General features: G+C 47.9%; 15 protein-coding genes and 2 pseudogenes. 12 read left to right on the forward strand and 5 right to left on the reverse strand.

All coding sequences use genetic code 11. The features are described from left to right. Positions 1 to 64 precede the first annotated feature (64 nt). Positions 65 to 868 carry a SirB1 family protein gene (locus GIW48_RS22670; protein ID WP_177033616.1) on the reverse strand — a complete coding sequence of 268 codons (804 nt, stop codon included), beginning with the start codon at positions 866 to 868 and terminating at the stop codon, positions 65 to 67. Between the two features lie 187 nt (positions 869 to 1,055). Between GIW48_RS22670 and GIW48_RS22675 the strand changes: the two genes are divergently transcribed. Continuing rightward, complete coding sequence (locus tag GIW48_RS22675) at positions 1,056 to 2,075, forward strand: Glu/Leu/Phe/Val dehydrogenase family protein (RefSeq protein WP_017135173.1); 1,020 nt, start codon at positions 1,056 to 1,058, stop codon at positions 2,073 to 2,075. Positions 2,076 to 2,130: 55 nt separating this feature from the next. Here the strand turns inward: GIW48_RS22675 and GIW48_RS22680 are convergent, their stop codons facing one another. Beyond that, entirely contained in the window at positions 2,131 to 2,391 is a 261-nt protein-coding gene (locus GIW48_RS22680; RefSeq protein WP_003188807.1) for a YebG family protein, read from the reverse strand. A 248-nt stretch (positions 2,392 to 2,639) separates the two neighbouring features. Here GIW48_RS22680 and GIW48_RS22685 point away from each other — a divergent pair. From GIW48_RS22685 to GIW48_RS22710, 6 genes and pseudogenes are all read left to right on the forward strand, one after another. Then, positions 2,640 to 2,885, forward strand: a pseudogene (locus GIW48_RS22685) (phosphate-starvation-inducible PsiE family protein); the annotation flags it as partial. 121 nt (positions 2,886 to 3,006) lie between these two features. Continuing rightward, positions 3,007 to 3,456: pseudogene (locus GIW48_RS22690) on the forward strand (phosphate-starvation-inducible protein PsiE). 549 nt (positions 3,457 to 4,005) lie between these two features. After that, the gene (locus GIW48_RS22695; protein ID WP_236463105.1) at positions 4,006 to 5,019 is read left to right on the forward strand and encodes a LysR family transcriptional regulator; all 1,014 of its coding nucleotides are present in this window, start codon (positions 4,006 to 4,008) and stop codon (positions 5,017 to 5,019) included. Between the two features lie 793 nt (positions 5,020 to 5,812). Then, complete coding sequence (locus tag GIW48_RS22700) at positions 5,813 to 6,196, forward strand: winged helix-turn-helix domain-containing protein (protein WP_159954377.1); 384 nt, start codon at positions 5,813 to 5,815, stop codon at positions 6,194 to 6,196. 665 nt (positions 6,197 to 6,861) lie between these two features. After that, positions 6,862 to 8,487, forward strand: coding sequence for a methyl-accepting chemotaxis protein (locus GIW48_RS22705; RefSeq protein ID WP_236462741.1), 1,626 nt, complete (start codon positions 6,862 to 6,864; stop codon positions 8,485 to 8,487). A gap of 666 nt (positions 8,488 to 9,153) precedes the next feature. Beyond that, complete coding sequence (locus GIW48_RS22710) at positions 9,154 to 14,472, forward strand: type III effector HrpK domain-containing protein (RefSeq protein ID WP_236462743.1); 5,319 nt, start codon at positions 9,154 to 9,156, stop codon at positions 14,470 to 14,472. A 749-nt stretch (positions 14,473 to 15,221) separates the two neighbouring features. On the opposite strand, the gene GIW48_RS22715 is transcribed toward GIW48_RS22710, so the two are convergent. Beyond that, on the reverse strand, positions 15,222 to 15,605 hold the full coding sequence (locus tag GIW48_RS22715) for a winged helix-turn-helix transcriptional regulator (RefSeq protein ID WP_159954380.1): 384 nt from the start codon (positions 15,603 to 15,605) through the stop codon (positions 15,222 to 15,224). A gap of 196 nt (positions 15,606 to 15,801) precedes the next feature. Between GIW48_RS22715 and GIW48_RS22720 the strand changes: the two genes are divergently transcribed. Then, positions 15,802 to 16,656 (forward strand): SDR family oxidoreductase, encoded by an 855-nt coding sequence (locus GIW48_RS22720; RefSeq protein WP_159954381.1) that lies wholly within the window; start codon positions 15,802 to 15,804, stop codon positions 16,654 to 16,656. An 859-nt stretch (positions 16,657 to 17,515) separates the two neighbouring features. Here the strand turns inward: GIW48_RS22720 and GIW48_RS22725 are convergent. Continuing rightward, positions 17,516 to 18,133 carry an FAD-dependent monooxygenase gene (locus GIW48_RS22725; protein WP_236462746.1) on the reverse strand — a complete coding sequence of 206 codons (618 nt, stop codon included), beginning with the start codon at positions 18,131 to 18,133 and terminating at the stop codon, positions 17,516 to 17,518. A 1,781-nt stretch (positions 18,134 to 19,914) separates the two neighbouring features. Between GIW48_RS22725 and ubiA the strand changes: the two genes are divergently transcribed. Continuing rightward, the gene (gene ubiA, locus GIW48_RS22730; protein ID WP_236478453.1) at positions 19,915 to 20,841 is read left to right on the forward strand and encodes a 4-hydroxybenzoate octaprenyltransferase; all 927 of its coding nucleotides are present in this window, start codon (positions 19,915 to 19,917) and stop codon (positions 20,839 to 20,841) included. A 378-nt stretch (positions 20,842 to 21,219) separates the two neighbouring features. After that, entirely contained in the window at positions 21,220 to 21,459 is a 240-nt protein-coding gene (locus GIW48_RS22735; RefSeq protein WP_236462700.1) for a hypothetical protein, read from the forward strand. A 1,117-nt stretch (positions 21,460 to 22,576) separates the two neighbouring features. Here GIW48_RS22735 and GIW48_RS22740 read toward each other — a convergent pair. Then, entirely contained in the window at positions 22,577 to 23,536 is a 960-nt protein-coding gene (locus tag GIW48_RS22740; protein ID WP_236462698.1) for a DMT family transporter, read from the reverse strand. Between the two features lie 38 nt (positions 23,537 to 23,574). On the opposite strand from GIW48_RS22740, the gene GIW48_RS22745 reads away from it, so the two are divergent. Both GIW48_RS22745 and GIW48_RS22750 read left to right on the forward strand, forming a co-directional pair. Continuing rightward, the gene (locus GIW48_RS22745; protein WP_236472885.1) at positions 23,575 to 24,171 is read left to right on the forward strand and encodes an Lrp/AsnC family transcriptional regulator; all 597 of its coding nucleotides are present in this window, start codon (positions 23,575 to 23,577) and stop codon (positions 24,169 to 24,171) included. A 656-nt stretch (positions 24,172 to 24,827) separates the two neighbouring features. Then, the gene (locus GIW48_RS22750; protein WP_236462689.1) at positions 24,828 to 25,715 is read left to right on the forward strand and encodes an NAD(P)/FAD-dependent oxidoreductase; all 888 of its coding nucleotides are present in this window, start codon (positions 24,828 to 24,830) and stop codon (positions 25,713 to 25,715) included. Positions 25,716 to 25,919: the final 204 nt, after the last annotated feature.

The raw sequence follows: 25,919 nt of genomic DNA on the forward strand, positions 1-25,919 counted from the left end.
GCGCAGCCCAACGCGGGGCAAGCCCGCTCGCCACAATAAATCCTGATCGCCAAAAATAAGTAGTTCAATGCACCACGGTGTTGGGCGGCAAATGCCCCAGCCGCTCGGTCAGGCGCAGGCGCTGGATCGGGTCTTCGCTGAGCAGCAGTGCGTGTTCGAGGTCAAAGCGCTCGGCGCTCGGGCAGTCCAGGCGCTGGTAAAGGCTGGCCCGCGCCAGGTAATCCGCAGCGCTGGCGTTGCCCAACTCCAGCACGCGCTCGGCATCAATCAGGGCCGACAGCGGGTGGTCATTGGCCAGGTGCAGTTGGCGCAGGTTACGTGACAACCGTTGCAGTATCGCGCGCGGTTCGGCGGTGAGCAGGTGCTCGGCCTGCAACTTGAGGTTTGGCCCGTACTGGCGGTGCAACAGCTCGCGGCAGTCGTTGGGGTACAGGCGCCGGCCGCCGCAGGGGTCCAAGAGGTGGTCGGCACCGGGCACTCGCAGCAGGAAATGGCCCGGGAAATTAACCCCCACCATGGGGATATCCAGGCGCCGCGCCAGCTCCAGCGCGATCAGGCCCATGGCCAAGGGCTGGCCGCGTTTGCGTTGCAGTACCTTGTCGAGCAGCGCGGCGGCGGGGCGCAGCGGTGTGGAGTCATCCTGGGCAAACCCCAAGTCATTCATGCGCCGCAGCAACGGCTGGCCGAGCTCATCCGCTGGCAGCATGGGCATACCGACGCTGACCTGTTGTTGCAGCAAGGTCAGGTCTTGCAGGATCAGCACGGGTTGCACGCTCGGATCGTGTTCAGCCGCCATCCACAACGCGGCTTCAAACAGCGAAGGCGGTGAGCGGTCCAGGCAGGCGAAAAAGGCTTTGCGGGGATTCATTGCATTCTCCGGCGGATGCCCACGTTTTAGCCTTGCTGTGAATTTTCGTCCAGTAACTTAAGAAATGTCCTGCGTGCTTATGTCGTGATGCCTACGAAACCTGGCGGCTTATTCCAGCGTGATTCAGCAGTTTTCTACCGCAAGCCTATACTGGGGCCTCTACCAGAAGTGATTCGGGAGCCTGACGATGTTTGCGCTTATGCACAGCACCCGCCTTGAATCGCTGCACCTGAGCATCGACCCGGTCACCGGGTTGAAGGCCGTCATCGCCATCCACAACAGCCGCCTCGGCCCTGCCTTGGGCGGTTGCCGTTATCTTGCTTACCCCGACGATGAAAGTGCCGTAGCCGATGCCGCGCGCCTGGCCCAAGGCATGAGCTACAAAGCCGCCCTGGCCGGCTTGCCGGTGGGCGGTGGCACGGCGGTGATTATCCGCCCCGTGCACGTGGAAAGCCGCGCCGCGCTGTTTGAAGCGTTTGGCCGTTGCATTGAAAAACTCGACGGCCGTTTTGTGACCTCGATCGACAGCGGCACCAGCGTTGCCGACATGGACTGCATCGCCCAACACACCCGTTTTGTCACCAGCACCACGGCCGCCGGCGACCCGGCACCGCATGCCGCCATGGGCGTGTTCACCGGCATCCGCACCACTGCCATGGCGCGCCTGGGCAGCGATAACCTCGAAGGTTTGCGCGTCGCGATCCAGGGCCTGGGCAATGTCGGTTATGCCCTGGCCGAACAGCTGCACGCGGCGGGCGCCGAACTGTTGGTCAGCGACATCGATCACGGCAAGGTGCAATTGGCCATGGAGCAGTTGGGCGCACACCCTATCGCCAACGATGCGTTGCTCAGCACACCCTGTGACATCCTGGCGCCGTGCGGTGTGGGCGCGGTGTTCAACCGCCACACGGTCGGCCAATTGCGCTGCGCTGCCGTGGCGGGCTCCGCCAGCGCGCAACTGAGCAACCTGGACATCGCCGACCAGCTAGAGGGACGCGGCATCCTCTACGCCCCGGACTACGTGATCAACTCCGGCGGCCTGATCTACGTCGCCCTCAAACACGCCGGCACCGAGCTGCCAGGTATCACCGCGCACCTGTCAAATATCGGCACACGCCTCACCGAGATCTTTGCCCACGCCCAGGCCGAAAAACGCTCCCCTGCACGGGTGGCCGATGAACTGGCCGAGCGCCTGCTCTACAAATAATCCAGGCATTAAAAAGGCCCTGAATCAATGATTCAGGGCCTGTTCAATTCGGGCTTTACTCTGCCGCCGGGTTCAGCAACTCGGACAATGCATCCGGCTGGCTCTTGAACGCCTTGGCAAACACATCGCGATTCTTCGCCATGTAGATCCCGGCTTCCTCCACCTGCTGCTCGCTCAGGGACGGCACGGCTTTTTGCAACACTTCTGCCAGCAACTCAGCGAGTTCAAGCATCTTGTCATGACGATCAGCTTCGGCTTTATCCATGAACAAACGCTCCAGATCTCGGCTGCTGCGGTATACCACTTCGACGGCCATTCACCACCTCACATGCCTTCACGATAGTTGTCTTATGCGACTACTGTATTCATATACAGTAAAAAGGGTAAGCCAAACCACGAGGTTTGGGTAGCAGTTTTTTAATGTAGCCGGTAAATAGGGGTTTGCAGTGCCTCATGTCACCCCGCCATCATCTTATACCTGCCGCTGGCCTTTTTTCTGCATGCAGAACAACCGTCACGTCTAACCCGCAATATCCGGTCGAATCGACCTAAGGAAGCTTCATCGTGAAAATTAACTGGGCCGAAAAGCTGCGTCAGCAAGTCCATGGGCTGGCCGAGTCGCTGGGCAATCTGTTTGTCGAGACGTTCCACTACCTGGCGTTGTTCGCCATTGGTGCGGTGACGGCCTGGGCGGCGGTGATGGAGTTTCTGGGGATGCTGGAGACGGGGCACATCAAGATCGATGATATCTTGCTGCTGTTCATCTACCTGGAATTGGGCGCAATGGTCGGGATTTATTTCAAGACAAACCCACCTGAATCTAACATTTTTTGTTACGGGCATAAAAAGCGCGAGCCCCCTATGATTGCGAGTCTTTGGTGCGCTTAAGGCCAGCTAGGCAGTATTGTCTTTGATGGTAAGGGTGTGAGTGATGAGTGAAATACTTGGAATAGAAAAGCAGCGCAAAAGCCTTCATGGTGGTGCCGATTCGCTTGGGAGTTTAGTGGTCGAGGCTTTCCACTACCTCTCTCTGTTTGGCATAGCTCTAATTACGATTAGGGCAGCAATTAGCGCATTCATCGGTATGCTCGGTCAAGAGAAAATCAGCGTAGATGACATTCTATTGCTATTCATTCATTTAGATATTGTTGGCAATGAGCGGTATTTATTTTAAAAAAATCATATGCCTCTGCGATTTTTGCTTTATATAGGTGTGACGGCAATGATTAGGCTTTTGATAAGCGACGTTTCGCAACATAACGCGCCAGACCTAGTGATTATCTACGTGTGTGGTGGGTGCCTTCTGTTGTCTTTAGCAATCCTGGTTGTCAGGTTTTCTTCATCTAGATTCCCATCTACAAAAGACAAGTCCGAAAATTGATTCGGTGAATATATGGGTTCAATTAAATTTAGAAATATATAATTTCTAATTGAAATTTTTCTTGACGGGGATGTTCGATCTTAAAGCATAATAAAAATTTTGGAGGTAGCAGTGTATAAGAGTTTGGCGCATGAAATGGTCAAGATTTTTAGATAAGGGATTTAGGTTTGTGGATTTGTTAATGGGCGTTGAAATTTGAATTTTTAAAAAATATATGTTAAATGTAATAATTGAAGGTTTTTTAATATGATGCATATGGCTTAAAAAGGGCAAGGCGGCATCAAAAAAAAGGGATGCAATCGTTAAAAAATTATTCAATTAATATGAAGGTAAGCTTCTTGTGTGACTTAGTGTTTATGGTTTCAGGTTTTTTAAATGAATAACAAATATTTTTTAAAAATGCAGGAGATTATAGCTATTGATTTTAGACATTCTTAAAAGTGATGGGATATAGTATTCGGGTGCCTATAGTTGTTGCCTTTGAAGCAGCCGTTATAAGCAAAAATTTACAATAGGATTTTTCGCAATAGATAGTGCAGGATATTCAATATGCATGACCACAAAACCCCTAGCTTCCATCGGCTTGATCTGAACCTACTCCGAGTTTTCGATGCGGTTTATCAAGACCGTAGCATACTCCTGGCTAGTAAGCGATTGAACGTTACCAATTCAGCTGTGAGTCATGCACTTGGTCGTTTGCGAGAGTCTCTGTCAGATGAGCTCTTTATACGGACGAGTAGGGGCATGGAGCCGTCTATTCGAGCTGAAGCCATCGCTAGCTCCATTCGGCAGGCCTTGGATTTAATTCAAAATACTCTGGTGGTCGAAAGTTTCGACCCTGGAACGAGCTCTAGAACGTTCACAATCGCAGCCACTGACTATGTTACGTCAGTACTAATTTCAAGGCTTCTGACTCATCTATCGGGTATTGCTCCGGGGGTTAAGCTAGTCATTCGGCCATCTACGCGTTTGGATCTTGCAGAACAGATTGATATCGGACGAATTGATTTAGTAATTGGCTCATTCGCTGAATTACCTCGACGGGTACAAAGCACAATGCTTTGGGAGCAACAGGACGTTTTGTTAATGCGCTCTGGCCATCCTTTACTTACACACACCCCTATTACGTTAAAATCTTTAAAATGTTATTCCATGGTAATCGTGTCAGTGGGCGGGCAAGAAGAGGGCGCGGTAAACGGTTATATCTCAGAGCGCGGACTTGCGCGCCAGTCAGAAATGTTCGACCGCCAAAGTCTTGAACAGGCGCTCGCAACTATTCGTCAGTCACCTAATTATGGATTGACTCTTCCACACGCACTTGCACTACCTGATATATTGTCAAGCACCAATCTTGTTGGCATAGTTCCTGAGTACCTGGCCCACTCGTTTCAGAAAAAGTTTAGTCTTTGCTATCGCCCGTTACCATACTCAGCGCCACCTTCTATTCTGCAAGCTGTGTGGCATGCTCGTAATGAAGGAGATCAGGGTCACATTTGGTTGCGCCGTCAATTAATAATATTGGCTAAGCAATACATGGAAAGTGTTAAATTTTGTAAAATTTAATTATTGTAATTTATTAAGCGTGTGTTACGAGGTTGTCTTGGTTCAGAAAGTTTCGTTAAAAAATTATAAATGCTGCTGCATTAAATTTCACTGCTTTTTAAAGTTTTATATTTTGTTTGTTTTTTTTTTGATTGGGGTTTTGTTAATGAATGCTCTCTTCTTATTCGTAAGTCGATCTGGTGTCCATAAAGGGTGATGTGTTGATAGTGTTAAGGTGTTTGGTTTGTTAGTATTGATAGTTCATATCTTTCAGAGAGTAATTTTCTAGAATTGCTGTAATGTGCTAAGTGTTTCTGGGTGATGGTTTTTGCTAGTTAAAAAATGCTGATAAGTTTTTTGCTTTATTTTTGTATGTTTGAGCGCTCGTATTTAAATCTTTCAAGCTTTCTAGTGTTGTGTGGGTTTTGCCATTTTATTAATGTGTGAAATATTAAATTCACACTTTATGTGGCTTGTTGAATGGCTTTCAATGTGGTATTGCATGAGATTCGCTTTCGATTTTTGTGAATATGTGGCAATTTAAGTAAACGTTTAATTTTATCTGTGGGTTTGTTGCCGTTTTGTTTGGTTTAAATTGGTCGTGTGCGTGTGTAGTATTTTTTTGGAAATAATGGTTTAACAGATTTGTGCTATGCAAGCGCGTATTTTTTAAGATAGTAATGGTGTTGGGTAAGCTTAAATTCTGTTTGTCGATAAAGCTGGATAAATGTGCTTTATTTTTAAATGGCTTTAACAAGTGCGTTATAATTTTCGATGAGCTTCATGTTGAAAGTCGTTGCTGAGGAATGTAGTAATGTTTGTTGAATCTTCTTTCCATAACGATTTTTTCGAAGAGACTGATGGTGAAGTAGAAAGCGGATTTTATTACTTTGACAATTTTTGCTTTGGTGCAAAACGGAAGATGCTTTTTTTCAACGGGGAAACTGTTGAGTTAGGCTCTCGTGCTAGCCATCTTCTGCTTATTTTATTGAAAGGATGTGGTAAGGTCCAGCTAAAAAAGAATCTACTGAAGGCGGTTTGGGGGACGGTGGTAGTAGAGGAATGTAATTTGCGAGCGCAGATATATCAAATTCGTCGTGCCCTATCTAAAGGAAAAAATCAGCGCGATATCCTAACTGTCCCCGGTTACGGCTATATGTTTGTGGGTAGTGTTTGGGTCTGTGATTGTTTTTCGTAAACGTAAACGTAAACGTAAAATAAACATGAGCTGAATATTTTATATTTATAAAGCTTTAAAATGGCGTTGCTGTACTAGGTGAATATTTAGTTTTTGTCAAAGGTTAGAGTTTTTTCATTGGGAATGGCTTGGGTAACATGTCTACCTATAATTCTGCTTAGATAATTTAAATTGGTTGCTTGCAAGTCAGGCTCTAAGATTTTGCACTTAAGACTTAGTAAGGCACTATGTTGCTTTTTTTATTTTGTGGTTCTCAAAAAAATATAGGTTGTTAGTTGCATTGGTTGCATTAGTTGCAAGTGTTAATTTGTAAGTTGGCTCGCGAAAGGAATTATAGATTTTAAACGTTCCTAAGTTTTGATTAATTGTGAGATGTGGTGTCGATTAGTAATGTGGTACATAATGCCGCCGCTTGGCGCTCTGTAGATATTAAATGCTTTTTTTTTGTATTTGGATTTGAGGTTGGTTAGTGCTGTGTCTTATATTCGTTTGTTCATAGTAATTATATTGCTGGCGTCAATCCGTCTTGCTATATTTTAATTGGGGTTAGGTTTAAGTTGGGAGGGCGTGTATCACGAATATTAATATATTTTTAAAGATCAATTGCTTGGCTTTAATTTTTTTGGTCTACGGTCTTGGAAGATACTTGCTTTGAAGTATATATTATGAAAATTCGAAATCTTAAGATTGCCACGAGAACCGTTCTCTGTTTTAGTGTTCTTGCTTTGGCTACAATTAGTCTAGGTTTATTTGGTTTAAGCCAATTGTCTATAATTCGTGATCAAGCATTGATTTTAGAGACTAATAGTATGCCAAGTATAATTGAGGCAGATAATTTGGCTTTGCAGTTAGCGCGTGCTCGTATGGAGGTGTTACGTTTGGTAGCAATGCCAGATTTAGATACTCGAATTAGTACGGAATCTAAGTTAAAAAGGATAAATGACGAAATAGATGCCGCCTTCAATCGTTATCAACCACTGCTTAGTAGTATCGAAGAGAGGCAAAAATTTGATTCGTTACATAGGGTCTACCAGGATTATGTTAAGCGATTAGAGCAGCTAAAAAATCTTGTCGCTTTAGACGATATCGATACAGCTCGTGCATTTATAAAAAGCGATATGGCTGGCGCTGGTGCACAGATGAATGAGATTTCTGAGGCCTTGCGCTTCATAAACTTACGCGACGTTCATGAAGCCTCAGTATCTAGTGATAAAACCTACTGGTACTCAAAAGTAATTACTTTTTTTGCCGTGCTTTTGTCTTTGGTTTTTTCGGTAGTTATCGCTTGGCGATTTACACTCAGTTTGGCTCAACCCATAACTCAAGCTGTGATAGCAGCGAAAACTATCGCTAACGGCGACCTAACTCAGTCACTCGATGTGCGAGGTACAGACGAGCCAGCTCTTCTCTTACAGGCTATGAAGCTCATGCAAAATAGCCTGCTTGATACTATCAGTCACCTAGAATACTCGTCCACTCAGCTAGCTTCTTCAGCCGAGGAAATGTCTTCTGTGATGCAAGAGAGTGCTAAGGATATGTTACTTCAGAGAACTGAAATCGAAATGGCTGCTACTGCAATTAATGAAATGAGCCAAGCGGTCGAGGAAGTAGCCAATAACGCAACATCTACCTCTATAGAGTCCCAAAAAGCTGCGGAAATAGCTCGCCAAGGTCAGTCTCAGTTGGAGACCACATTAATCGCTATAGAGACACTGACTGTAGACGTTCTCGACGCTCAGTCGCGAGCACATCGATTAGCAGAACAGACGACTAATATTACAAATGTGCTAGATGTTATCCGTTCGGTGGCCGATCAAACTAATCTCCTAGCCCTAAATGCCGCGATCGAGGCTGCACGCGCGGGTGACGCCGGTCGCGGATTTGCCGTTGTAGCCGACGAGGTGAGGGCTTTAGCTCATCGCACCAGCGAGTCAACACGCGAAATAGAATCAATGATAGTTAACATTCAAACTGGTACCGCACATACCGTAGAAGCTCTCGAATCTAGTGCTGAGCAGGCAAATCTAACTCGTATTCAGGCGCAATCGGCAAGCCAAGCCCTTACAGCTATCGCAAAAGCGGTATCAGGGATAGATGAGCTTAACCTCGTAATAGCGAGCTCAGCTGAGGAGCAGGCACAGGTATCGCGAGAAGTGGATAGAAATATAATTCGGATACGTGATCTATCTTTACAAACAGCTTCTGGTTCTGAGCAGACTCGAGATGCTAGCCAACAGCTGTCGGAACTCGCATCAGTTTTGAATGCTCAAGTGCGTAAGTTTCGAGTGTGATCGCATGAGCCGTCCCCAGGCATGGTTGCTTATCATAACTTTCTCCAGACTTACGCAATTCAGCACAGACCCTAGATGCCCCATACACACTACGGCTCGCTGCATAGGAATCACTGATCAGTCCTACCAGCCGACGCTCCTCTTTTTTGCGATCAAATACAGGCTTAGATAACTATCGATAAAACTCGGCACGAGCAAATTACAAACGCGACGCAGTGTAGTGATAGCTTATTGATGCTGATGCTCTTACATAGGCAGTATTTAACTGCAGTTTATTGGCGAAGTATCGTACTGGCTTTTTAATATGTCTTACTCTTCTTCCAAGTACTTCATTTTGGCTCGCTGTCGTAGCATCTCGCTTTCAGCGTCGATCAGTTCATTGGCCTATCTTTAGATTGTGCAAAGCGTCACGTATCCAACCCACTTTTATATGCTGTGGCCGGCACGCCCAGCCACTTCGCTGTTTTCGTAACGTTGTATCTGCATTCAATGACATGCCTGACTACTTCCGCATTGAATTTACTCTTTGGCTTCCTTCTATGCTCAAAACTTAGGCTAGAGATTTCTACGATGCTGGAGACAGTACAATTCACAGCTATTCACAAGATATTTATTCAGCTGTTGTTACAATGTCTTAAATATTTTTTCATGGAGGTCGACTGAACAATGATCGATACCAAAATCAACTCAGCTATTGCTAACGCCCACATCAAAGACTCACGTGATGCAGGCTCTAAGTGGAATAGTGCATTGGTCGTTGCTATGCAAAAGAGCGAGGATAGCTCGGGTAAGTCCGCAGACGCCGCGCGTGAGCAGGCCAAGGAATTGGGCATCGTTTGGGAGCGTCCGAACGGTGACAACCGCTCGGTCAAGGCCATCATGGAAGACTCCAAATTGCTTCGCAATTTAGGCAACCAAGAGGGCATGCGCGATGCACTGAAGGCGAGGGTCGGTGACTTCGACAGCGATCCTGATGCCGCTTTTCGTGCAGTGCAGGTGCTGGATCATATCGAGCGGTTCGATGAAGACGGCCGGTTGGTCTCCGGCACTACGCTCGGTAACGAGAGCATCGATGGTGTGAGCTCCAGTGGACAGGTTTACCATGGCACCGAAGCTGGGCGCTTGAAAGACTTCGGCAAGTTCGGCTTCGAGTCCCTCAAGGGTGACCTGGGTAATCGCACCGCCGTCTTCAAAGACCCCAAGACTCGTGACGCCGCTGAAGCCAAGGGTATTAAGTGGGAGCGGCCCGACAAAGATCGACGTTCTGCCCAGGACATTCTTAACAACACTCCGGCGCTTAAGGATATCGACGGTAAGAAGGATGTCGAGCGCCTGCTGATGGATCAGGTCGGTGACTACAAGCACGATGCCGATGCCGCCTATCGCGCATCCCAAGTATTAGAGCATGTCCAGCGCCTGGACGGCGACGGCAAAGCTATCGTCGGCGAGGACGCAGGCAACGGTAAGATCGATGGTTTTACCAGCAGCAACGAGGCCAAGCACGGTACCGAAGCCGGGCGCTTGCAAGACTTCGGTAAGGATGGCTTCGACAGTCTCAAGGGACATCTTGTCGATCGTAGCAAAGTGGGCGAGGACAAAAGCGCCCGTGCTGAGGCCGAAAAGCTCGGTATACACTGGGAGCGTCCGCAGGGAGACGACTCCAGTTCCCAAGCGATTATCGACAGCAGCCCCTTGCTCAGTCGTTTGAGCAACCAGAGCAGTGTCAAGGACATGCTCAAGGACCGCGTCGGCGACTATGAGCACGACGCAGATGCTGCTTACCGTGCCGTCCAGGTGCTGGAGCACATCGAACGCTTCGATGGTGAAGGCAAGAGCCTCGTCGGCAAGGACGTCGGCAATGGCAGCATCGACGGTTTCAAAGGCGAGGAAGCTTCGCACGGCAGCGAAGCTGGGCGCTTACAGGATTTCGGCAAGGACGGTTTCGAGAGTCTCAAAGGTACGCTGCCTGACACCCAGTCTGTAAAAACCGACGAGCAGTCCCGCAATAAGGCCAAGGTCAAAGGCATAGTGTGGGAGCGCCCCGACGGTGATAGGCGATCAGCCCAAGATATTCTGAAGGATCACCCGCTACTCAAGAGTCTCGAAAACCATAGCGGTGTCAAGGACATGCTCAAGGATCAAGTGGGTGATTACGAGAAGGACGCCGATGCTGCTTACCGCGCTGTGCAGGTGCTCAATCATATCGAGCGCTTCGACGGCGCGGGCAACTTGATCGCCAGCAAAAGCGTTGCTAACGACAAGCTCGATGGTTTCACCAGCAGCAACGAGGCCGAGCCAGGTACGGAAGCCGGGCGCCTGCAAGACTTCGGTAAGCATGGCTTCGACAGCCTGCACGGTATCTTGGTTGATCGCAGTGCAGTCGGCAAGGATACCGAGGCGCGCGATAAGGCTCAGGCATTGGGCATCACTTGGAGCCGCCTCGACGGTGACAAACGCAGTGCCCATGAGATCGTCCAGGATACCCCTATACTGCGTGACTTGGGCAACCAGAGCGGGGTCAAAGACCTGCTCAAGGATCGCGTCGGTGACTACGAAACCGATCCTGACGCTGCCTGGCGTGCCGCGCAGGTGCTAGAGCATATCGAAACCTTCGACAGCCTTGGCAAGCAGCAGAGTGATGGTAAGGCCGGAAATGGCAAAATCGACGACTTTACTCCTGACAGCGAGGCACGCCCCAACAGCGAGGCAGGTCGCCTGCAAGACTTTGGCAAGCATGGCTTCGACAGTCTAAAAGGCAAAATGGATTCGCGCGAAGGCGATAAGGGCGAGCCGCTCGCCGATGAGAATAGCGCTCGTGAGAATGCCGAGAAGCTCGGTATCCGCTGGACAAGGCCGAAGGGCGATACGCGCCGAGCCGATGACATTCTCCGCGAAAACCCACTGCTTAAGCATCTAACCAACGACGAAGATGTCAAGCGCATGCTTAAGGCGCGTGTTGGCGATTATGAGAAAAATGCCGACGCCGCCTATCGCGCAGTTCAGGTGCTCGAGCATATCGAGCGCCTCGACGGCGAGGGCAAGCAGATCGTCGGAAAAGAGGTCGGTAACGGCGAAGTGGATGGCTTCAGCAGCGGCCAAGCGCGCCACGGAACTGAGGCTGGGCGCCTAAAGGACTTCGGCAAATACGGCTTCGAGTCACTCAAAGGCAGCTTGAAGGACCGTGCACAAGTCGGTGATGACAGACAGGCACGCGAGAAGGCCGAGGCCAAGGGTATCGTTTGGCAGCGTCCCGAGGGTGATGGACGAAGTGCCAGTGAGATCGTAAATCAGACGCCAGCGCTCAAGAGCTTGCCGAACGACAGCGGTGCGCGCGACCTGCTGAAGGATCGGGTCGGTGATTTCGAGCACGACGCCGATGCGGCTTTCCGCGCGGCCCAGGTGATCGAGCACATACAGCGCTTCGACGATGAGGGCAAAGCCCTGGTCGGCAAGGACACGGGTAATGGCCAGATCGACGGCTTCACCAGTAGTGGCGAGGCCATGCATGGTACCGAGGCCGGCCGTTTGCAGGACTTTGGTAAGAACGGTTTCGACAGCCTGAATGGCGTGATTCCTAATCGCACCAAAGCTGGCAGCGACGCTACTGCCCGCGAGCAAGCCAAGAAACTGGGCATTGATTGGACGCGCCCCAGCGATGACAAGCGTTCGGCAGCTGAAATCCAACGCGACTCGTCACTTTTGCGTGGTTTGGAGAACCAGAGCGGTACCCGCGACATGCTCAAGGATCAGGTCGGTGATTTCGAACACGACGCTGACGCCGCCTACCGTGCCGTGCAAGTGCTCGAGTACATTGAAAGCTATTCCAATGATGGCGCCTTCAACACCGGCGGCGATAAGGGCAATGGCAAGATCGACGGTTTCACCAGCAGTGGTGAAGCCGAGCACGGCACCGAGGCTGGTCGCTTGCAAGATTTCGGTAAGTACGGCTTCTCGGCCCTGGAGCATCACGCCGGTAAGTATCAGGATTTCAAGAAAAACCATTTAGATTCCGACGCTTCGTCGCTGAAGATCGCTGAGTACGCCTCAATCCTGCATGAGAACTTCGACGCGATTCGCGAGGCCACCGGTGCCCGTGAGTTTCTGCGCGTGGGCGACTTGCAAAAATTCAAGAGCGAGCATGCCAATCTGCCCGATAACCTCAAAGAGGCGATCGATTTCTGGAGCAACCCAGGTACGTTCAAGCTGCTGGAAACCAGCGTCGACAAGATGCGCTATGGCTCGGACGGTTTGCTGACCAAGGAGGACATCAGCAATTGGATCGATAAGGAGGCGCCCAAGGACGCGGCCTCGGCCTCGCAGTTCCTGGCCCGCGCTAGCCAAGGTGGCGCTGTCGATGGCGTAGACACCTCGAAGATTGGCCCAGAGATTTTCAAAAAAACCAACCGTTATTCGGCCAAGGAAAAAGCCGCAGTAGTGCAAGACCTTCAGCAGGCCTACGGTTTGGTAATGATGGGTGAGAGTTCAGGTATGTGGAAAAAAAGCCATATCGTCAAGAAGCTTGGGGATCGCGCCCGCGTGGGCGACGATCCCAAGGCTCTGATGAAAGACATACAGGCACACATCGACCAACTGACCGCCGACAAGGAAGTGGTCAAGTACCTCGAACAGGCCGGCGCGACATCGATGGAGAAACTGGTCGGTAAAATCCCCGGTATGAAGGCCAGTGTGCAGAAGACCTACCAGGACGAAATCCTCAGCGGTAAGGCATTGGATGCGCTTTGGGAAAAAAACTCCAAGCAAGAAGGTGCCAGCAAAACCGAGGCGCTTATCGCGTTCAATAACCTCGCGACCTCTACCCAAGCGGCGTTGGGCATTCACGATACGAAGGCAATCCAAAATGCGGTGGCCAAGAGCTCGATCGGTAAGGACCTGCAACGTTACTACGAGCAGGACATCAGCACAGGCAAGCGTCTCGACGCGCTGATGGAAAAGGGGACTCCGGAGCAGGGCCTGAGTGCGTTCAGTATGGAAGTGGCGTTGTTCAACGCGACATTACCGGCTGACGTTACTGCCCCTTACGATGAAAAACTGGGGAAGCTGGTAAGCAAAAAAACTGCCCAAATCTTCCAGAAGGAGCTTACGTTCGACGATCTGAAAGCCGCCTATGGAGTGAACGGCGGCGAGCAGCTCGACGAGAAGAAGATCGAGTCGATTTTCGACTCGATTAAAGAACAGGCGCCCGAGTTGTTGGTGACCGACGCTGGCAAGACAATGAGCCGTGATCAACTCCTAAGCGCCATGCGCGGTTCGTGGGACATGATGCGTCAGGCCACCAAGGTGGGCATCAAGGCTGAATGGCTTACCGGAGGCGGCCTTAAGGACCTTAGTGACAAAGGTATCATGCACACCGTCAGCGGTCTGTTCCTCGCCGGGCTGAGCATTTCTAAAGGCGTCGCGGCCGGTGCTGACATGACGCCCAAAGCTGCTGCCAACGTGGCGATCAGCTCGATCCAAACCGCCGCAATAATCACTGAAGGCGGCACCAAAGCGTACACACAGTACATCAAGGACCTAGAGAGTGCCGTAGCGGCCAATGGAACGCAGCTTAGGGTCAGCCCTAACATCAAAGACAACCTAAGCCGGATAGGAAACTCTGCGTCGCTCGTGGGAAGCGCTGCGGGCATTGCCGGTGGGGTGCTAGGCATCATCGATGGCGTCCAAGCCATCCGTTCAGGTGACAAGCTTAACGGCGGGTTGAGCGTTACCAGCAGTGGCCTGGGTGTGATTTCCGGACTTGCCGTTGGCATTGAGGCCATCACCGGCCTTTCCGGTATCTCGGTTACCGCTATTCCGATCATCGCCGGCAGCCTGAGCTTCGCCTCGGCCGCGAGCAACGTGCTCGCTGCCGCCGTGACCTTCGTCATGGTCGCGATCCAACAGAGCGAGCAGTCGTCTCGTGAGAACGACTACGCTGACCTTCTCGGCGATTATGTCGGTAAGTATGGGATTACTGGCAAGGCGTGATCGCAGTGAGCGGCTGGTGCGTGCTGGCCGCTTGCGGCACTGGGTGGTACTACACGACCTCAGGGGAGGCGAACATGTCAGTCATGCTATAGGTTGTGCAAGATTGTCATAAGCCATGGCATCAATGCTCGCGTCATCAGAAGGTGGATGCGGCTCTTTAGATACAAATCTATATTGACTCGGTATTGGATTTGCACTGGCACCGCCTCGGCGCACGCAGTGTGGTTCGGAAAGAGAAGTAATCGTGAGAACTGACGCGTTTTACGCGGGATCAGCGAATAACTTCCGAGCCTTAAGCGCACATCTTGCCTAAATTTTTTAGCTTACACCCATCGATTATTTCCTTCCAAAGTTCATGTCAATTAGTTTCTTAATTATTCTAGAAGTTTAGGCCATGTTTTCATTTCCTAAATGTCCTCTGCTTTCCTTAATTACTGACAAATTTATTGCGAGGAGCGTCGCTAGCTCTTCCTTCTCACCGAGGTATCCTACAGCTTTTGTTGACATGGCCAAGCATCAGATTTTATTGGGTTTTCTGAAAAATGCTTGGTATGCCTCAAGACTTAAGTCATGTACTTGAGCGCATGATCTAAACTGAGATGAAACTGCACATCATCGAATCACACCATCTTCGCTCATTTCTGATTCCGACTGCAAAATTCAACTCCGCTGATTCAGAGCAGCGACCGCAAATCGAATTTTCTCAGCTATACCGTGCGAATAAACGATTACGGACTCGTACGTCTCAGTTACTTTTCCTTAGAGGAATAGCGATCGTCATATTTAGCCATCGCATATTCAACTTCTGAAATATGCTCAACTGTCCATGAATAAAGCGCCTGAAAAGGATAGTCCAGCGAACGACCAAGCTTCGTTATTTCGTATTCGACGGCAATTGGTGAGGTCGCAATCACTCTTCTTTCGACAATCCCGTGTCGTTCAAGCCTGCGCAAACACTCCGTCAGGGCCTTTTGAGTCACTCCTCCTATGCGACGCAGGATAGCGTTAAATCGCAAAGGTCCATTGCGCAGCGAAGCAAGGATGAGTATCGACCACTTGTCGGCGATCTGGTCGAGTATTAGGCGGCTAGGGCAAACGGTTGGTGGTAAGACCTTTTGACGGGATTTCGGCATGGAGGTTTCCTGGAAGTTATCTAGTTACTTTGAAGTGCCTAATTGACGTTTAGTATACGACATATATTATTGTTGAGTCATCCGTTAGTATAAATGTTGGCTAGTTACTGCACGTTAGGTGTGGCTTAGCATATTCGATAAGATGTTTGCTCAATCAAAAGACAAAACCTACACATAGGCATAGGAGGTTCAGAGAATGATTGCTGTTACAGGTGCAAATGGAAATCTAGGTCAACTGGTTATTAGAGAGCTTTTGCGAGTCATTCCCGCAACTCAAATCGTAGCTGCCGTGCGCAGTCCAGAGAAAGCCGACGATTTGCGTGCTTTGGGCGTTAAGGTGCGCGAGGCTGATTACGATCACCCAGAGACGCTGGAGGCGGCGTTTAGAGGTGTTGAGAAATTGTTACTCATCTCGGCAGTGCAGCCTGGCGAAAGATTTCGGCAACACAAGGCCGTGATCGATTTTGCCAAACAAGCGGGTGTAAGGCTGATCGCTTACACCAGTATGTTGCGGACCGACACATCCCGCCTGATCCTTGCCGAAGAGCATAAAGCAACCGAAGATTACCTGAAGAAATCCGGCATGGAGTTTGTGATGCTGCGCAACGGCTGGTATATAGAGAATCATACAGGTATGCTTTCTTTGGCGCTTGCTAATGAATTCATCATTGGTAGCGCTGGACAAGGGCGGTTTGCCTCTGCTTCACGTGCCGATTATGCTGCCGCAGCCTCTGTTGTACTAACGCAACCAGGTCATGTAAATAAAGTTTATGAATTGGCTGGAGACCATTCTTACTCGATGTACGAATTTGCCGAGGAAGTCTCTAGGTATGCTAGTCGAAAAATCCCTTACAACAATCTTTTACCAGCCGAATATGAAGATCAGTTGTTAAGCTTCGGGGTGCCAAAAATGGTTGTTGATGTTGTCATTGATGCAGATATGAAGTCTATGACAGGAGAGCTGGATAGTTCTTCCCGTGACCTATCTAATCTTATTGGCAGAAACACGACGCCTCTGTCTGATGCGATAAAGTTGGTGATTCAGGCCTAACCTAACCCTCAGCATATCAGCGCCATTATTTTATCCTCACCGGCCTTTGCCCGCGAGCAATCCAAACTGTCACGGGCAAAGTCGAAACTTTCGTTTAAGGCGAGCGAGGTCGATTCGGCTCTGAAGAATGGCAATTCGATATTAATCTGACGAAATTGATTCGCGTTTGATTGTGGCTGATTGCTACCGTGAAGAAAGTGCGGGCTGTCGGCGGGGTTTCGATAATAGTCACTGATTCACTGGGTGTTGAAAATAAAATTTCCCTGTTGCATCTGACTTACACAACCAATTGCGTGTAGCTGACCTTCGTACTTCATGACAGTCTACTGCGCGAAATCGAAGTTGATTTTCAGAAATTACTATTTTTAGTGCCACCTCGAGGCTCAGGCGGATCATTTATCTGCTCTGTTGCCCTTGAAAGGCTTGAAAGGCTTGAGAAGAGAGAGTACTCAGATGGGAGTTGAATTGGCTTTAATCTATTAGGATCTACGAACCCCGGTGAGATTAAAAAAACAGAAAATTCGTTGTAGGTACTGGTAGTTTATGAGGGTTTTGACTATTTAAAAGACATTCTATAAATGGGATCGAACCAATCCGCCGTGCACTCAAGCCTTAAGCTTATCGGCGATGGTACATATTTTTTCCTATTATGAGCAACTGAGACACTCAACTGGATTGAGTTTCAAAATTTTCTCATTAGTGGAGTTGAGGGCAACTCAAGAGATCCGGGGACCGCACATTAAGTACCTTCGCCTTTGAACAGGTTAATCAAGCTATGCGGTGTCTCGGTACCGAAGATTAATTAGTGCATTTCATTACCTTCAGCCGCCTCTCTCGCGCTGCGCTGGAACATAGCCAGTTAGTATTCGTGGAGAGCTGTTTCGAGGTGATCAGAGCGTGAAGCTATAGCCATACCCAGTTCAGCCCCGTCGTATAACGCAAGATTGGCACCTTCACCATTCGGGATCGATAGGTGTGCTGCATCACCAATTAGTGTTACTCCAGGCACTCGGTTCCAACTGTGCTCGACCTGTAGAGTAAAAAGCGGGCGCCACACCAACTCGGTATCACTTTCTGTGATCAGTGCCGTGAGGTTAGGGGACCAGCACGCGAACTGCTGTGCAATACATGCAGCCGCACCTGCTCTGTCGTTGAAATCGATGCTGGCAAACCAGCTTTGAGATTTGGTAAGCATCACGTAGGTGTGAAGCGTGGCGTTAACCTCACGGTGTGCTTGGATCCCTTTTCCTGGCTGAAGTGCGAACAACGCACCTGAACCTACCACTTTGGCCGTTGCGAGAAACCGGGCGTCGCTGTCATATAAGTAGGTTTCAACTAGCGACATCCCCGTGTACTCGGGTGCGGCGTCGCTAAGCAACGGCTTGGTCTTCGACCACGCACCGTCTGCTCCTACCAGTAGGTTGGTGACAATGTGAGCGCCATCACCGAATGTCACCTCGTGCTGGCCTTCTCCCATGGAGCGCACTCTATCAACCTTGTGGCCCCAACGCACGGTACCGGCAGGTAGTGAGTGGAGAAGTATATTTCGGAGCTCGCCGCGCATAACCTCTGGACGACCGCGGCTGCCATCGTCGGGCTTGTCTAACAAAATAGTTCCTTCGTAATCAAGTACACGAGTCGGCTCGTGCCCTCCAGGATCAGGGCACGGAAATCTTCAACCAAGCCCGCTGCTTGCAAAGCCAGTTGGGAGTCGTAGTCGTGGATGTCGAGCATTCCACCTTGCGCGCGAGAATTTACCGATGGTTCTGCTTCGTAGACTATGGAGGTGATACCGTGGATATATAGCACTCTGGCCAAAGTAAGGCCGCCCAAGCCTCCGTGTACCTATTAGATGAGAGTGATGAGTATGCGACGCTAGCTTTATTATTGATTGCATCGTTACTGATTCTCTAGCACCTTGCAAGATCCTTGCTAAACGCTTTGCAAACTCTAACTTTGACAGCTGATATGAGGGTTTTGGGAGTCTGATACTATTTCAGTATTCAGTATCTTTACTGCGCGGTCGTCGATAAGGCATTATATGTGGGAATTCGATATGAGCGTATTGTTTAATTTAATAAAGCATTGACCCTGTTTTAATTCTGATCTCCCCAAGCTTGTCGGTTATAAATGATGTCGCGTTAAAGCTTGAGTCAGGCACCTTATCGAAGTTATCGTATCTGTATAAAGGGTAGGGCACGTTTGGCCGAAGACCACCGGCAATTTGAAGTCTATACTAATCCTCAGTAGTACTTAAGTTTAGTGTGTTAGTACCTTTCTGTTGGATAGAAGAATTTTTAGGTTTTTTTCAGCAGGATCAGCACAAGGTATATCGAATATCTGAAGTGGTTTCACGAGTTGTAAAAATATTTCAGGCCATACACTTAGAGAAATGGTTATCTCGTAGCATCATTATTAAATTTCTATTATCTATAGCTCGTCGTGGAAGCAGATTAAATATATACTATTATTTCATGTGCAAATTGCGGCAAAAGCATCTCGAGGATGATGCTTGTAAGAATTAATTTTTCTAAGGGGAAATCGAAGCGGCAATATCTGCAGCTCTTATTTGAAAAGAATTTCCGTTATTTTATAAGTGACTAAATCTTCTATCTAGTCAATCAGTTTTGCTAAGTCTTCGTGGGTGCAAACCTGAGTAGCCACACTTCTTTATGAATAGAGTATTCTGATTTTTTTGGGTATCAGGCTCTATAATTGTCTTTTGTGATATTGGTTATTTATCATTTTTACTTGGGATTGAGGGTTGCTCCGAACTCTATAGCTTTTTTATGGCCAACAAAAAAAATTATCTTCGATCATCAGAGGTCAACCCAACCCAGCATAGATCGAGCAGGAACTGCCTGAAAATCTAACTGAGAAAAAACATTAGCTGGCTCGAATTAATAGCTCGCTTGAAAATAGAGTGGAGCAACTAACCTAGTTCGGTGCTTAGTACTTGTTTAATTAAAGATATTCAATGAGTGGTTAATAAAATGCTTGTGGAATTAAAAAAAATTAGAGTATTAGATCAGTTTGCTTTAGTTGTATTTTCTTCATTTTGAGGGTTGATGAATATCCTGCATTCTGAGAATGTACATTATTCAATTGATTAATATTGCAAGTGCGGGTTTCATTGAGGGTGAAACGATTTTTTAGCGAAAATTATGCTTGTACCTTTTTAGGGGGATAAGCTTTGAAATTATTATCCATTGCGGTGTACTAGAACAAGCTCGAGGATCTAGAGTTGAGTTTAAAATTATGGATTTGAATAAGTTGAAACCTGATTTGGATTTGAGTGATATTCGCATCAACGATTTTGTATCTTGTTACCTTCCTTTATCTTGGCAACCATACGCGCGTATAATGCGTGTAGATCGCCCTGTCGGAACTTGGTTGACACTGCTTCCAGCTTTGTCTTCATTGTTTATGAATGGCGGAACGCTACCTCATATTAAACAGGTTTTAGTATTTTCATTCGGAGCATTTTTAATGCGTAGCGCTGGCTGCGTCATCAACGACATAATTGATCAACGCTTCGACGCATCTGTCAATCGTACGCGTCACCGTCCCTTAGTCAACCGCACATTAAGCGTAAATAAAGCGGTCATTTGCCTGGTATTACTTCTGGCTATGGCTGCTTGCTTATTGTTCCTACTCAAACCCGCTACGGCTTTTCTGGCTTTAGGTTGCGTCCCCTTGATGTTTTTCTACCCGTTCTGCAAACGCTTCACTCACTGGCCACAAGCGTTGCTTGGAGCAACATTTAACTGGGGCGTACTCATGGCAAGCGTCGAAGTCGCCGACAATATAACGTATTCTGCATTGTATCTGTGGGTTGGTTGTATCTTCTGGCAATTAGGGTACGACACACTTTATGCTTACAGCGATCGGTTAGACGACTTGCGGTTGGGCTTACGTTCTACTGCCGTGCTATTCGCTGAAGCCGGAAAAAAATGGATAGCTGGTTTTTACATATTAACAATATTTTTTTGGTTTATGGCAGCAATCGTCTCAGGTAGCTCTGTTTCTTTTTTGATTTTTCTAGTGCCAATATCAATGATTCTATTTTTTCAAACATCCCAATTTGATTTTAATGTTCCTGATAATTGTAATTTTCTTTTTAGATCTAATTCGCATGTAGGAACTCTGCTTTTAATCGGCGCGGCTTCGTCAGTTTTAAGTTAAATGGTATTTTGTATTCTTAGAGAATTTAGTAGTTGTTTTTATAGGTTTTTCAGCAGCTCAGCGAGGTTCCTTACTTAGCTAACTTGAAGGCTGAGAGGTATTTTGATTTGGTTGCTTAACTTTTTAAATGTCGAAAGTGTTTTTTAGTTCATGTAGGTGGTCCGATAAGTGCTGAAAACTTGTAATGCTAGCAAAAAACTCTAACTTTCAGCTATTGAAGGATTTTGCTCCGACTTAATACATCTTTCATTCCATTTTTTATTTTAATCAAAGCGCATGCTTGGGTTTTTTGCGAGAGTTTAGCTAAAAAATAAATAAGTATTTGCAAAAAAATCAAGTGCCTGATATTTAGAGCCTGGCCAGTGCGAAGTATTAAAAATGAAGATTATGGGTGCTAAAATGCAACGGAAGAAAAAGGCCGCTGTGAAATGCTGGCTAAAGCTTTATACTGAGGTAGTAAGTGAGCAAGATATTGAGAGTCAGTACTTTAGGTTGCTGAGGATGGCTGATGATATGGAGAGTTCTGGAGTTATCAGTGGAGAGGAATGGAGAATGCTTGTTCGTCGAGCGGGTGAGTTAATTAGTAGTTCAGCTGATGAAATAAAGGTTGAAAGGTAACTTTTCATTGGTTTAATATTTTGCGATTGTTAAGCAAATGAGTTGATAAAATGTCGCACGCGATTGGTTGAGATTTTTCTTTCGCAATTTTTATATTAGCTCTTTATGGCTTATGGTTTTTTGAAAAAAGTTTTATATTCATTTTCATGGGTGTTTTTTTGATTCTTGTAAACGATTTTATGGCGGTTTTTATCGTGATGTTTCTTTAAAGATGAACTTTTCAGGCCTCATTTGTTGTCGTTTATATTTTGGTTGTTAAGTATGTTTTAAGTTTTAATCGCGGACTTGGTTTGGTTTTTTCAGCTTGCCGAAATAAAGGATGGCTTGGTAATGATGTTGGCAGTATACACAGCGCCATGCGAAAGGCGTTTTATTGTGAGATTATGATTTTGATTGCTGTATGGATTTTAGGTGGAGGATTTAAGTTGATCGGGTACCATAAGCCGTAAGTTGGTTTTTTTGATTTGCTGTTTTTGGCCAAGGTATTAATTATTATGAGTAGGTTTTTATTATGGGGCGGCGTTGGCTTGTAGTTACATTTATGCTGGCTATTTCTTGGTTGTCTTTTTTTGTGCTTTACATGTGTAGATCCTGATTTTTGATATTTTTATATTTGTTCTAGTGTGTGTTAGAGTATTTCAGTGAGCGCGTACTATGTTATCAGTTAAATTGTCAAGTATTACTTGGCGAATTAAGATGATTCGATCAATTCAAACTATAGGGAAACAAATAGACGCGGCAAGTCATTGGTGAGCACATAGCATTATACCTTTTTAATCGCAGATTATATTGGTGTGTGTTAGTTAGTGATTCGTTTGACGCGCACCAGCTTTGCTGGCACGGCAAAGTCATTTAGTATGAAAGAATTGGCTCAAGATTAGAAAGCGATTTTGATTACTGTCGGAATAGACATGTATTTTTTGTGAGGGGCGAGCTGGCTAATGCGCTCACACCCTCTCCAATATCTTCGTAGCATTATGATATATGTGGCGCAACCTTCGTGAGTACCGAAATGAGCTTTCAGTAGTTCATGTGTAGCCGCTGTTGGGACAGAATTTGTACGCACAAAATATTGCTTGATTAGCAACGAGTCCGATTCGTACAACATCCTACGCGATTAAGTCTTCGTTTTCATCGTAGTTCGGCCCTGCCGAGATGCAGCCAATATTGTCATCAGCATGCCTGCAAGAATGAATGAAAGCCCGATACTGAACCACAGGCTCAACCTTTCGCTCAAGAAAATGACTGAAGCGGTTATACCTATCAGTGGTACGCCCAGCGTGAAGTTTGACATCGCAAACGTACTGATCCTGCGTCCATGTTCAGCTGATATTACGAAGCAGGCGGATGTGGCAATTGGCCCAATGAAAAAAAGCAACTCAAGGAGGCGGCTGTTAACCTCAACGTTATTTGGAACACCCTCGATTGTGTAGGCGGCAATTGTGAGCGGTATGGTGGCTAACGCCATCTGCCAGGGCGCGAGCTGCAGTGGGGATGCCTGCCACTTATGACTCTTAATGTGAAGGATTGCCACCGACCAGGCAATTGCACCGGTAATGAGGAAGCATGCTCCCATCACTGCGCCTGGGGTCGACCAGTTCATCTCCATCGGGGAGCAAATGACGCCGATGCCAATCATTCCGAGTGCAAGGGCAATGAGCTGAATACGGGTTGGCTGAATTTTTTGAAGCACCCATCCTGAAATTAAGCCCCACAGAGGTGTCGTGTAGGCTAAGAGCGTTGCGCGACTTGTATCCACATGCGTCATGGCCACCATTCCTAACCCCGTAAAGACGGTCATCTGCAACAAGCCGATGCTAATGACTATCGGCCAATCAGCTCTGGGTGGGAACTTCAGTTTCCCTCGTAAGGCAACGAATACGAACAGACAAACGGATGCACTTCCGAACCGAAATGCCGAAAGCCATATCGGCGCAACCTCAGTTAGAGCCAATTTCGTAACAGGCCAACTGATTCCCCACAGAAGCACCATGACGCACAGCCAGACAATTGTGGCCGCTCCTGTGTGAATACGTGAACGGTAGGCTGTAGAAGAAGGTTCGTTTTGGGCTTGCATGATCACATCCTTCGGCGGTAGAAATTAGTGCTAAGAATGTGGATAGTTTGTCCTTGTTTTCACAAAATTTCTCTCCTGATTTTATTTCTAATATGATATTTTCAGGATATTATTTTCTGATTTATTTTAATTTAGGGATAAAAATACCTTTGAAGAAGCCTAGCTTAGACGCTTCAAGCCTTGCCATCCTAGATGCTCTTCAAGCCAATGCGGAGTTGAGTAACGCGGATTTGGCTGAATTGGTCGGTATCTCAACGTCCCCGTGCTGGCGACGCGTCTCTGACCTAAAGCAACAGGGTGTGTTGAGAGGCGCGGTTGCTCTTGTGGATCCCTTGAAGCTTGGATTAGCGGTCAACGTCTTTGTGCACGTAACGCTGAAGCAACAAGACAAGGAGTCATTGGAGGTTTTCACCAATGCTATTCAGAAGCGCCCGGAGGTCATGGAATGCTACCTTATGAGTGGAGAAGCTGACTTCATGCTTCGGGTCGTGATAGAGGATCTGCTGAAGTACCAAACGCTGCTGCTTGAGTGCCTTACTCAGATCGCCAGTGTCGCGAGCATCAGGTCTAGCTTTGCATTGAGTCAGGTTAAATACACCACGGCACTGCCAACGGATCATTTGAGACGAAAGTGACCTCGCATGACGCTATTAATAATTTCTGCAATCGTGACGGTAAGTTGTATTTTAGGCTGCCTTGATTTCAACTGATGCTGGGCTGAGCTAAAAACGCAGGCCCGGCTATGTATCTCGCCTGACAGTTACTCCGTTCTGCGATTTTAAGCTCTGATGGAAGCGCATTTATCTCGCATATCTGGCTACGCCAATTGGCCGGTTTTGCCGCCTAAAGAATTTCTTTCAAGACTATGCTCTTGAACCCGTTATTCTGTTTTGGGGCGGTTCGTACCATTCGGACTCCTTCTAGAACTTCGGGAAAAAATATATAATATCGTCCTCACTGGCTTTTTGAGGACCTAGGCCTAGTGTACAGCTGAGCGGTTACTCCTACCTTTTTCAGCTGTCGGTCAGATGAGCGGCGGGGTGCGTAGTATCTCGCAGATCCTTTTAAATGCGATCTAGCACTGCCTCCAATTTTTTCTCAGCTACATTTGCCCCCCTCCTACTAAGCAATCCCCTGTGCAATTAAGAACCTTATGGACAAGCGCTAAATGACTTAACCAGATATATATAGTCAAATAGCAATAGCTACGAGATTGTTGATATCTAAATTTCTCGTAACTTACGTTGTGTCTAGTTTTTTAGACCGCTTAAACATTTGGAGGGATTGATTCATGATTTATGACGTGATCATCGTAGGCGGGAGCTACTCCGGAATTTCAGCAGGCTTGCAGCTAGCACGGGCGCGCCGCCAAGTTTTGATCATTGATGCTGGCCGGCGACGCAACCGATTCGCCAGCCACTCACGTGGATTTCTAGGACGGGACGGCCAAGATCCCGGCATGATAGGCAGCGATGCACAAGCCCAACTGCTCGCTTATCCAACTGCCCATTGGGATTCCCAGCCGGTCACTCGTGCCAGTACGAGCGATGCGGGCTTAATGGTTACCGTCGAGAACGGTGAACAATTCACAGCTCGGCGTTTGGTGCTCGCAACAGGAGTTGTGGATGAGCTACCAGAGAATCCGGGTCTGTTGGAGCGATGGGGGCGACGAGTATTTCATTGTCCGTATTGCCACGGATATGAGCTAGATGGCGGGCCAATTGGAGTATTGGCAACATCACCACTGGCTATCCACCATGCGCTGATGCTGCCCGACTGGGGACCAACCATCTTTTTACTAAACGGGCTTTTCGAGCCGGATGCCGATCAGATGGGGCGCCTTGCGAGGCGTGGGGTAACGGTAATCGCCGAGCCCGTGTTGTCGCTCGGCGGAGAACACGCCGATGTGACACTCTGCAGCGCTAAAGTGATTAAATTAGCCGGATTATTCACACAGCCTAGGACCCACATGAGTAGCCCATTGGGAGCCCAATTGGGCTGCGAATTTGAAGTTGGGCCTACAGGTGATTTCATCAAGGTCGATGGGATGCGCGAAGCCAGCGTGCGTGGAGTATTTGCATGCGGTGATGCAGCGTTAGGCGCAGGCAATGTAGCGACCGCAGTAGGGGACGGCGCACTCACGCGAGTTGCGGCACATCAGTCGCTGATCTTTCGCTGAATTGTGCGGGGGTGGAGATATGAAGATTTTGCACGATACTAAATATTCGCGTGTATCGCATGCTGCGTGTACCATGCACAGCCTTCGCCTGTGGATTCTTCCTCGGATGCGTACTTAGCTATCTATGAAGCCACAGACCGACTGTTTTTCACAAAGTCGGCCTTGATCACCCAATAATTAGAAGATGATATTGGAAATCTGCCT

The organism is Pseudomonas sp. PA-6-3C (assembly GCF_021605825.1).
GTDB lineage: Bacteria > Pseudomonadota > Gammaproteobacteria > Pseudomonadales > Pseudomonadaceae > Aquipseudomonas > Aquipseudomonas edaphica.

Excerpts from the sequence above, each read along its gene's own strand:
- GIW48_RS22670 (WP_177033616.1), bottom strand. The coding sequence starts at position 868 with ATGAATCCCCGCAAAGCCTTTTTCGCCTGCCTGGACCGCTCACCGCCT.
- GIW48_RS22675 (WP_017135173.1), top strand. The coding sequence starts at position 1,056 with ATGTTTGCGCTTATGCACAGCACCCGCCTTGAATCGCTGCACCTGAGC.
- GIW48_RS22680 (WP_003188807.1), bottom strand. The coding sequence starts at position 2,391 with ATGGCCGTCGAAGTGGTATACCGCAGCAGCCGAGATCTGGAGCGTTTG.
- GIW48_RS22695 (WP_236463105.1), top strand. The coding sequence starts at position 4,006 with ATGCATGACCACAAAACCCCTAGCTTCCATCGGCTTGATCTGAACCTA.
- GIW48_RS22700 (WP_159954377.1), top strand. The coding sequence starts at position 5,813 with ATGTTTGTTGAATCTTCTTTCCATAACGATTTTTTCGAAGAGACTGAT.
- GIW48_RS22705 (WP_236462741.1), top strand. The coding sequence starts at position 6,862 with ATGAAAATTCGAAATCTTAAGATTGCCACGAGAACCGTTCTCTGTTTT.
- GIW48_RS22710 (WP_236462743.1), top strand. The coding sequence starts at position 9,154 with ATGATCGATACCAAAATCAACTCAGCTATTGCTAACGCCCACATCAAA.
- GIW48_RS22715 (WP_159954380.1), bottom strand. The coding sequence starts at position 15,605 with ATGCCGAAATCCCGTCAAAAGGTCTTACCACCAACCGTTTGCCCTAGC.
- GIW48_RS22720 (WP_159954381.1), top strand. The coding sequence starts at position 15,802 with ATGATTGCTGTTACAGGTGCAAATGGAAATCTAGGTCAACTGGTTATT.
- GIW48_RS22725 (WP_236462746.1), bottom strand. The coding sequence starts at position 18,133 with ATGGGAGAAGGCCAGCACGAGGTGACATTCGGTGATGGCGCTCACATT.
- ubiA (WP_236478453.1), top strand. The coding sequence starts at position 19,915 with ATGGATTTGAATAAGTTGAAACCTGATTTGGATTTGAGTGATATTCGC.
- GIW48_RS22735 (WP_236462700.1), top strand. The coding sequence starts at position 21,220 with ATGAAGATTATGGGTGCTAAAATGCAACGGAAGAAAAAGGCCGCTGTG.
- GIW48_RS22740 (WP_236462698.1), bottom strand. The coding sequence starts at position 23,536 with ATGCAAGCCCAAAACGAACCTTCTTCTACAGCCTACCGTTCACGTATT.
- GIW48_RS22750 (WP_236462689.1), top strand. The coding sequence starts at position 24,828 with ATGATTTATGACGTGATCATCGTAGGCGGGAGCTACTCCGGAATTTCA.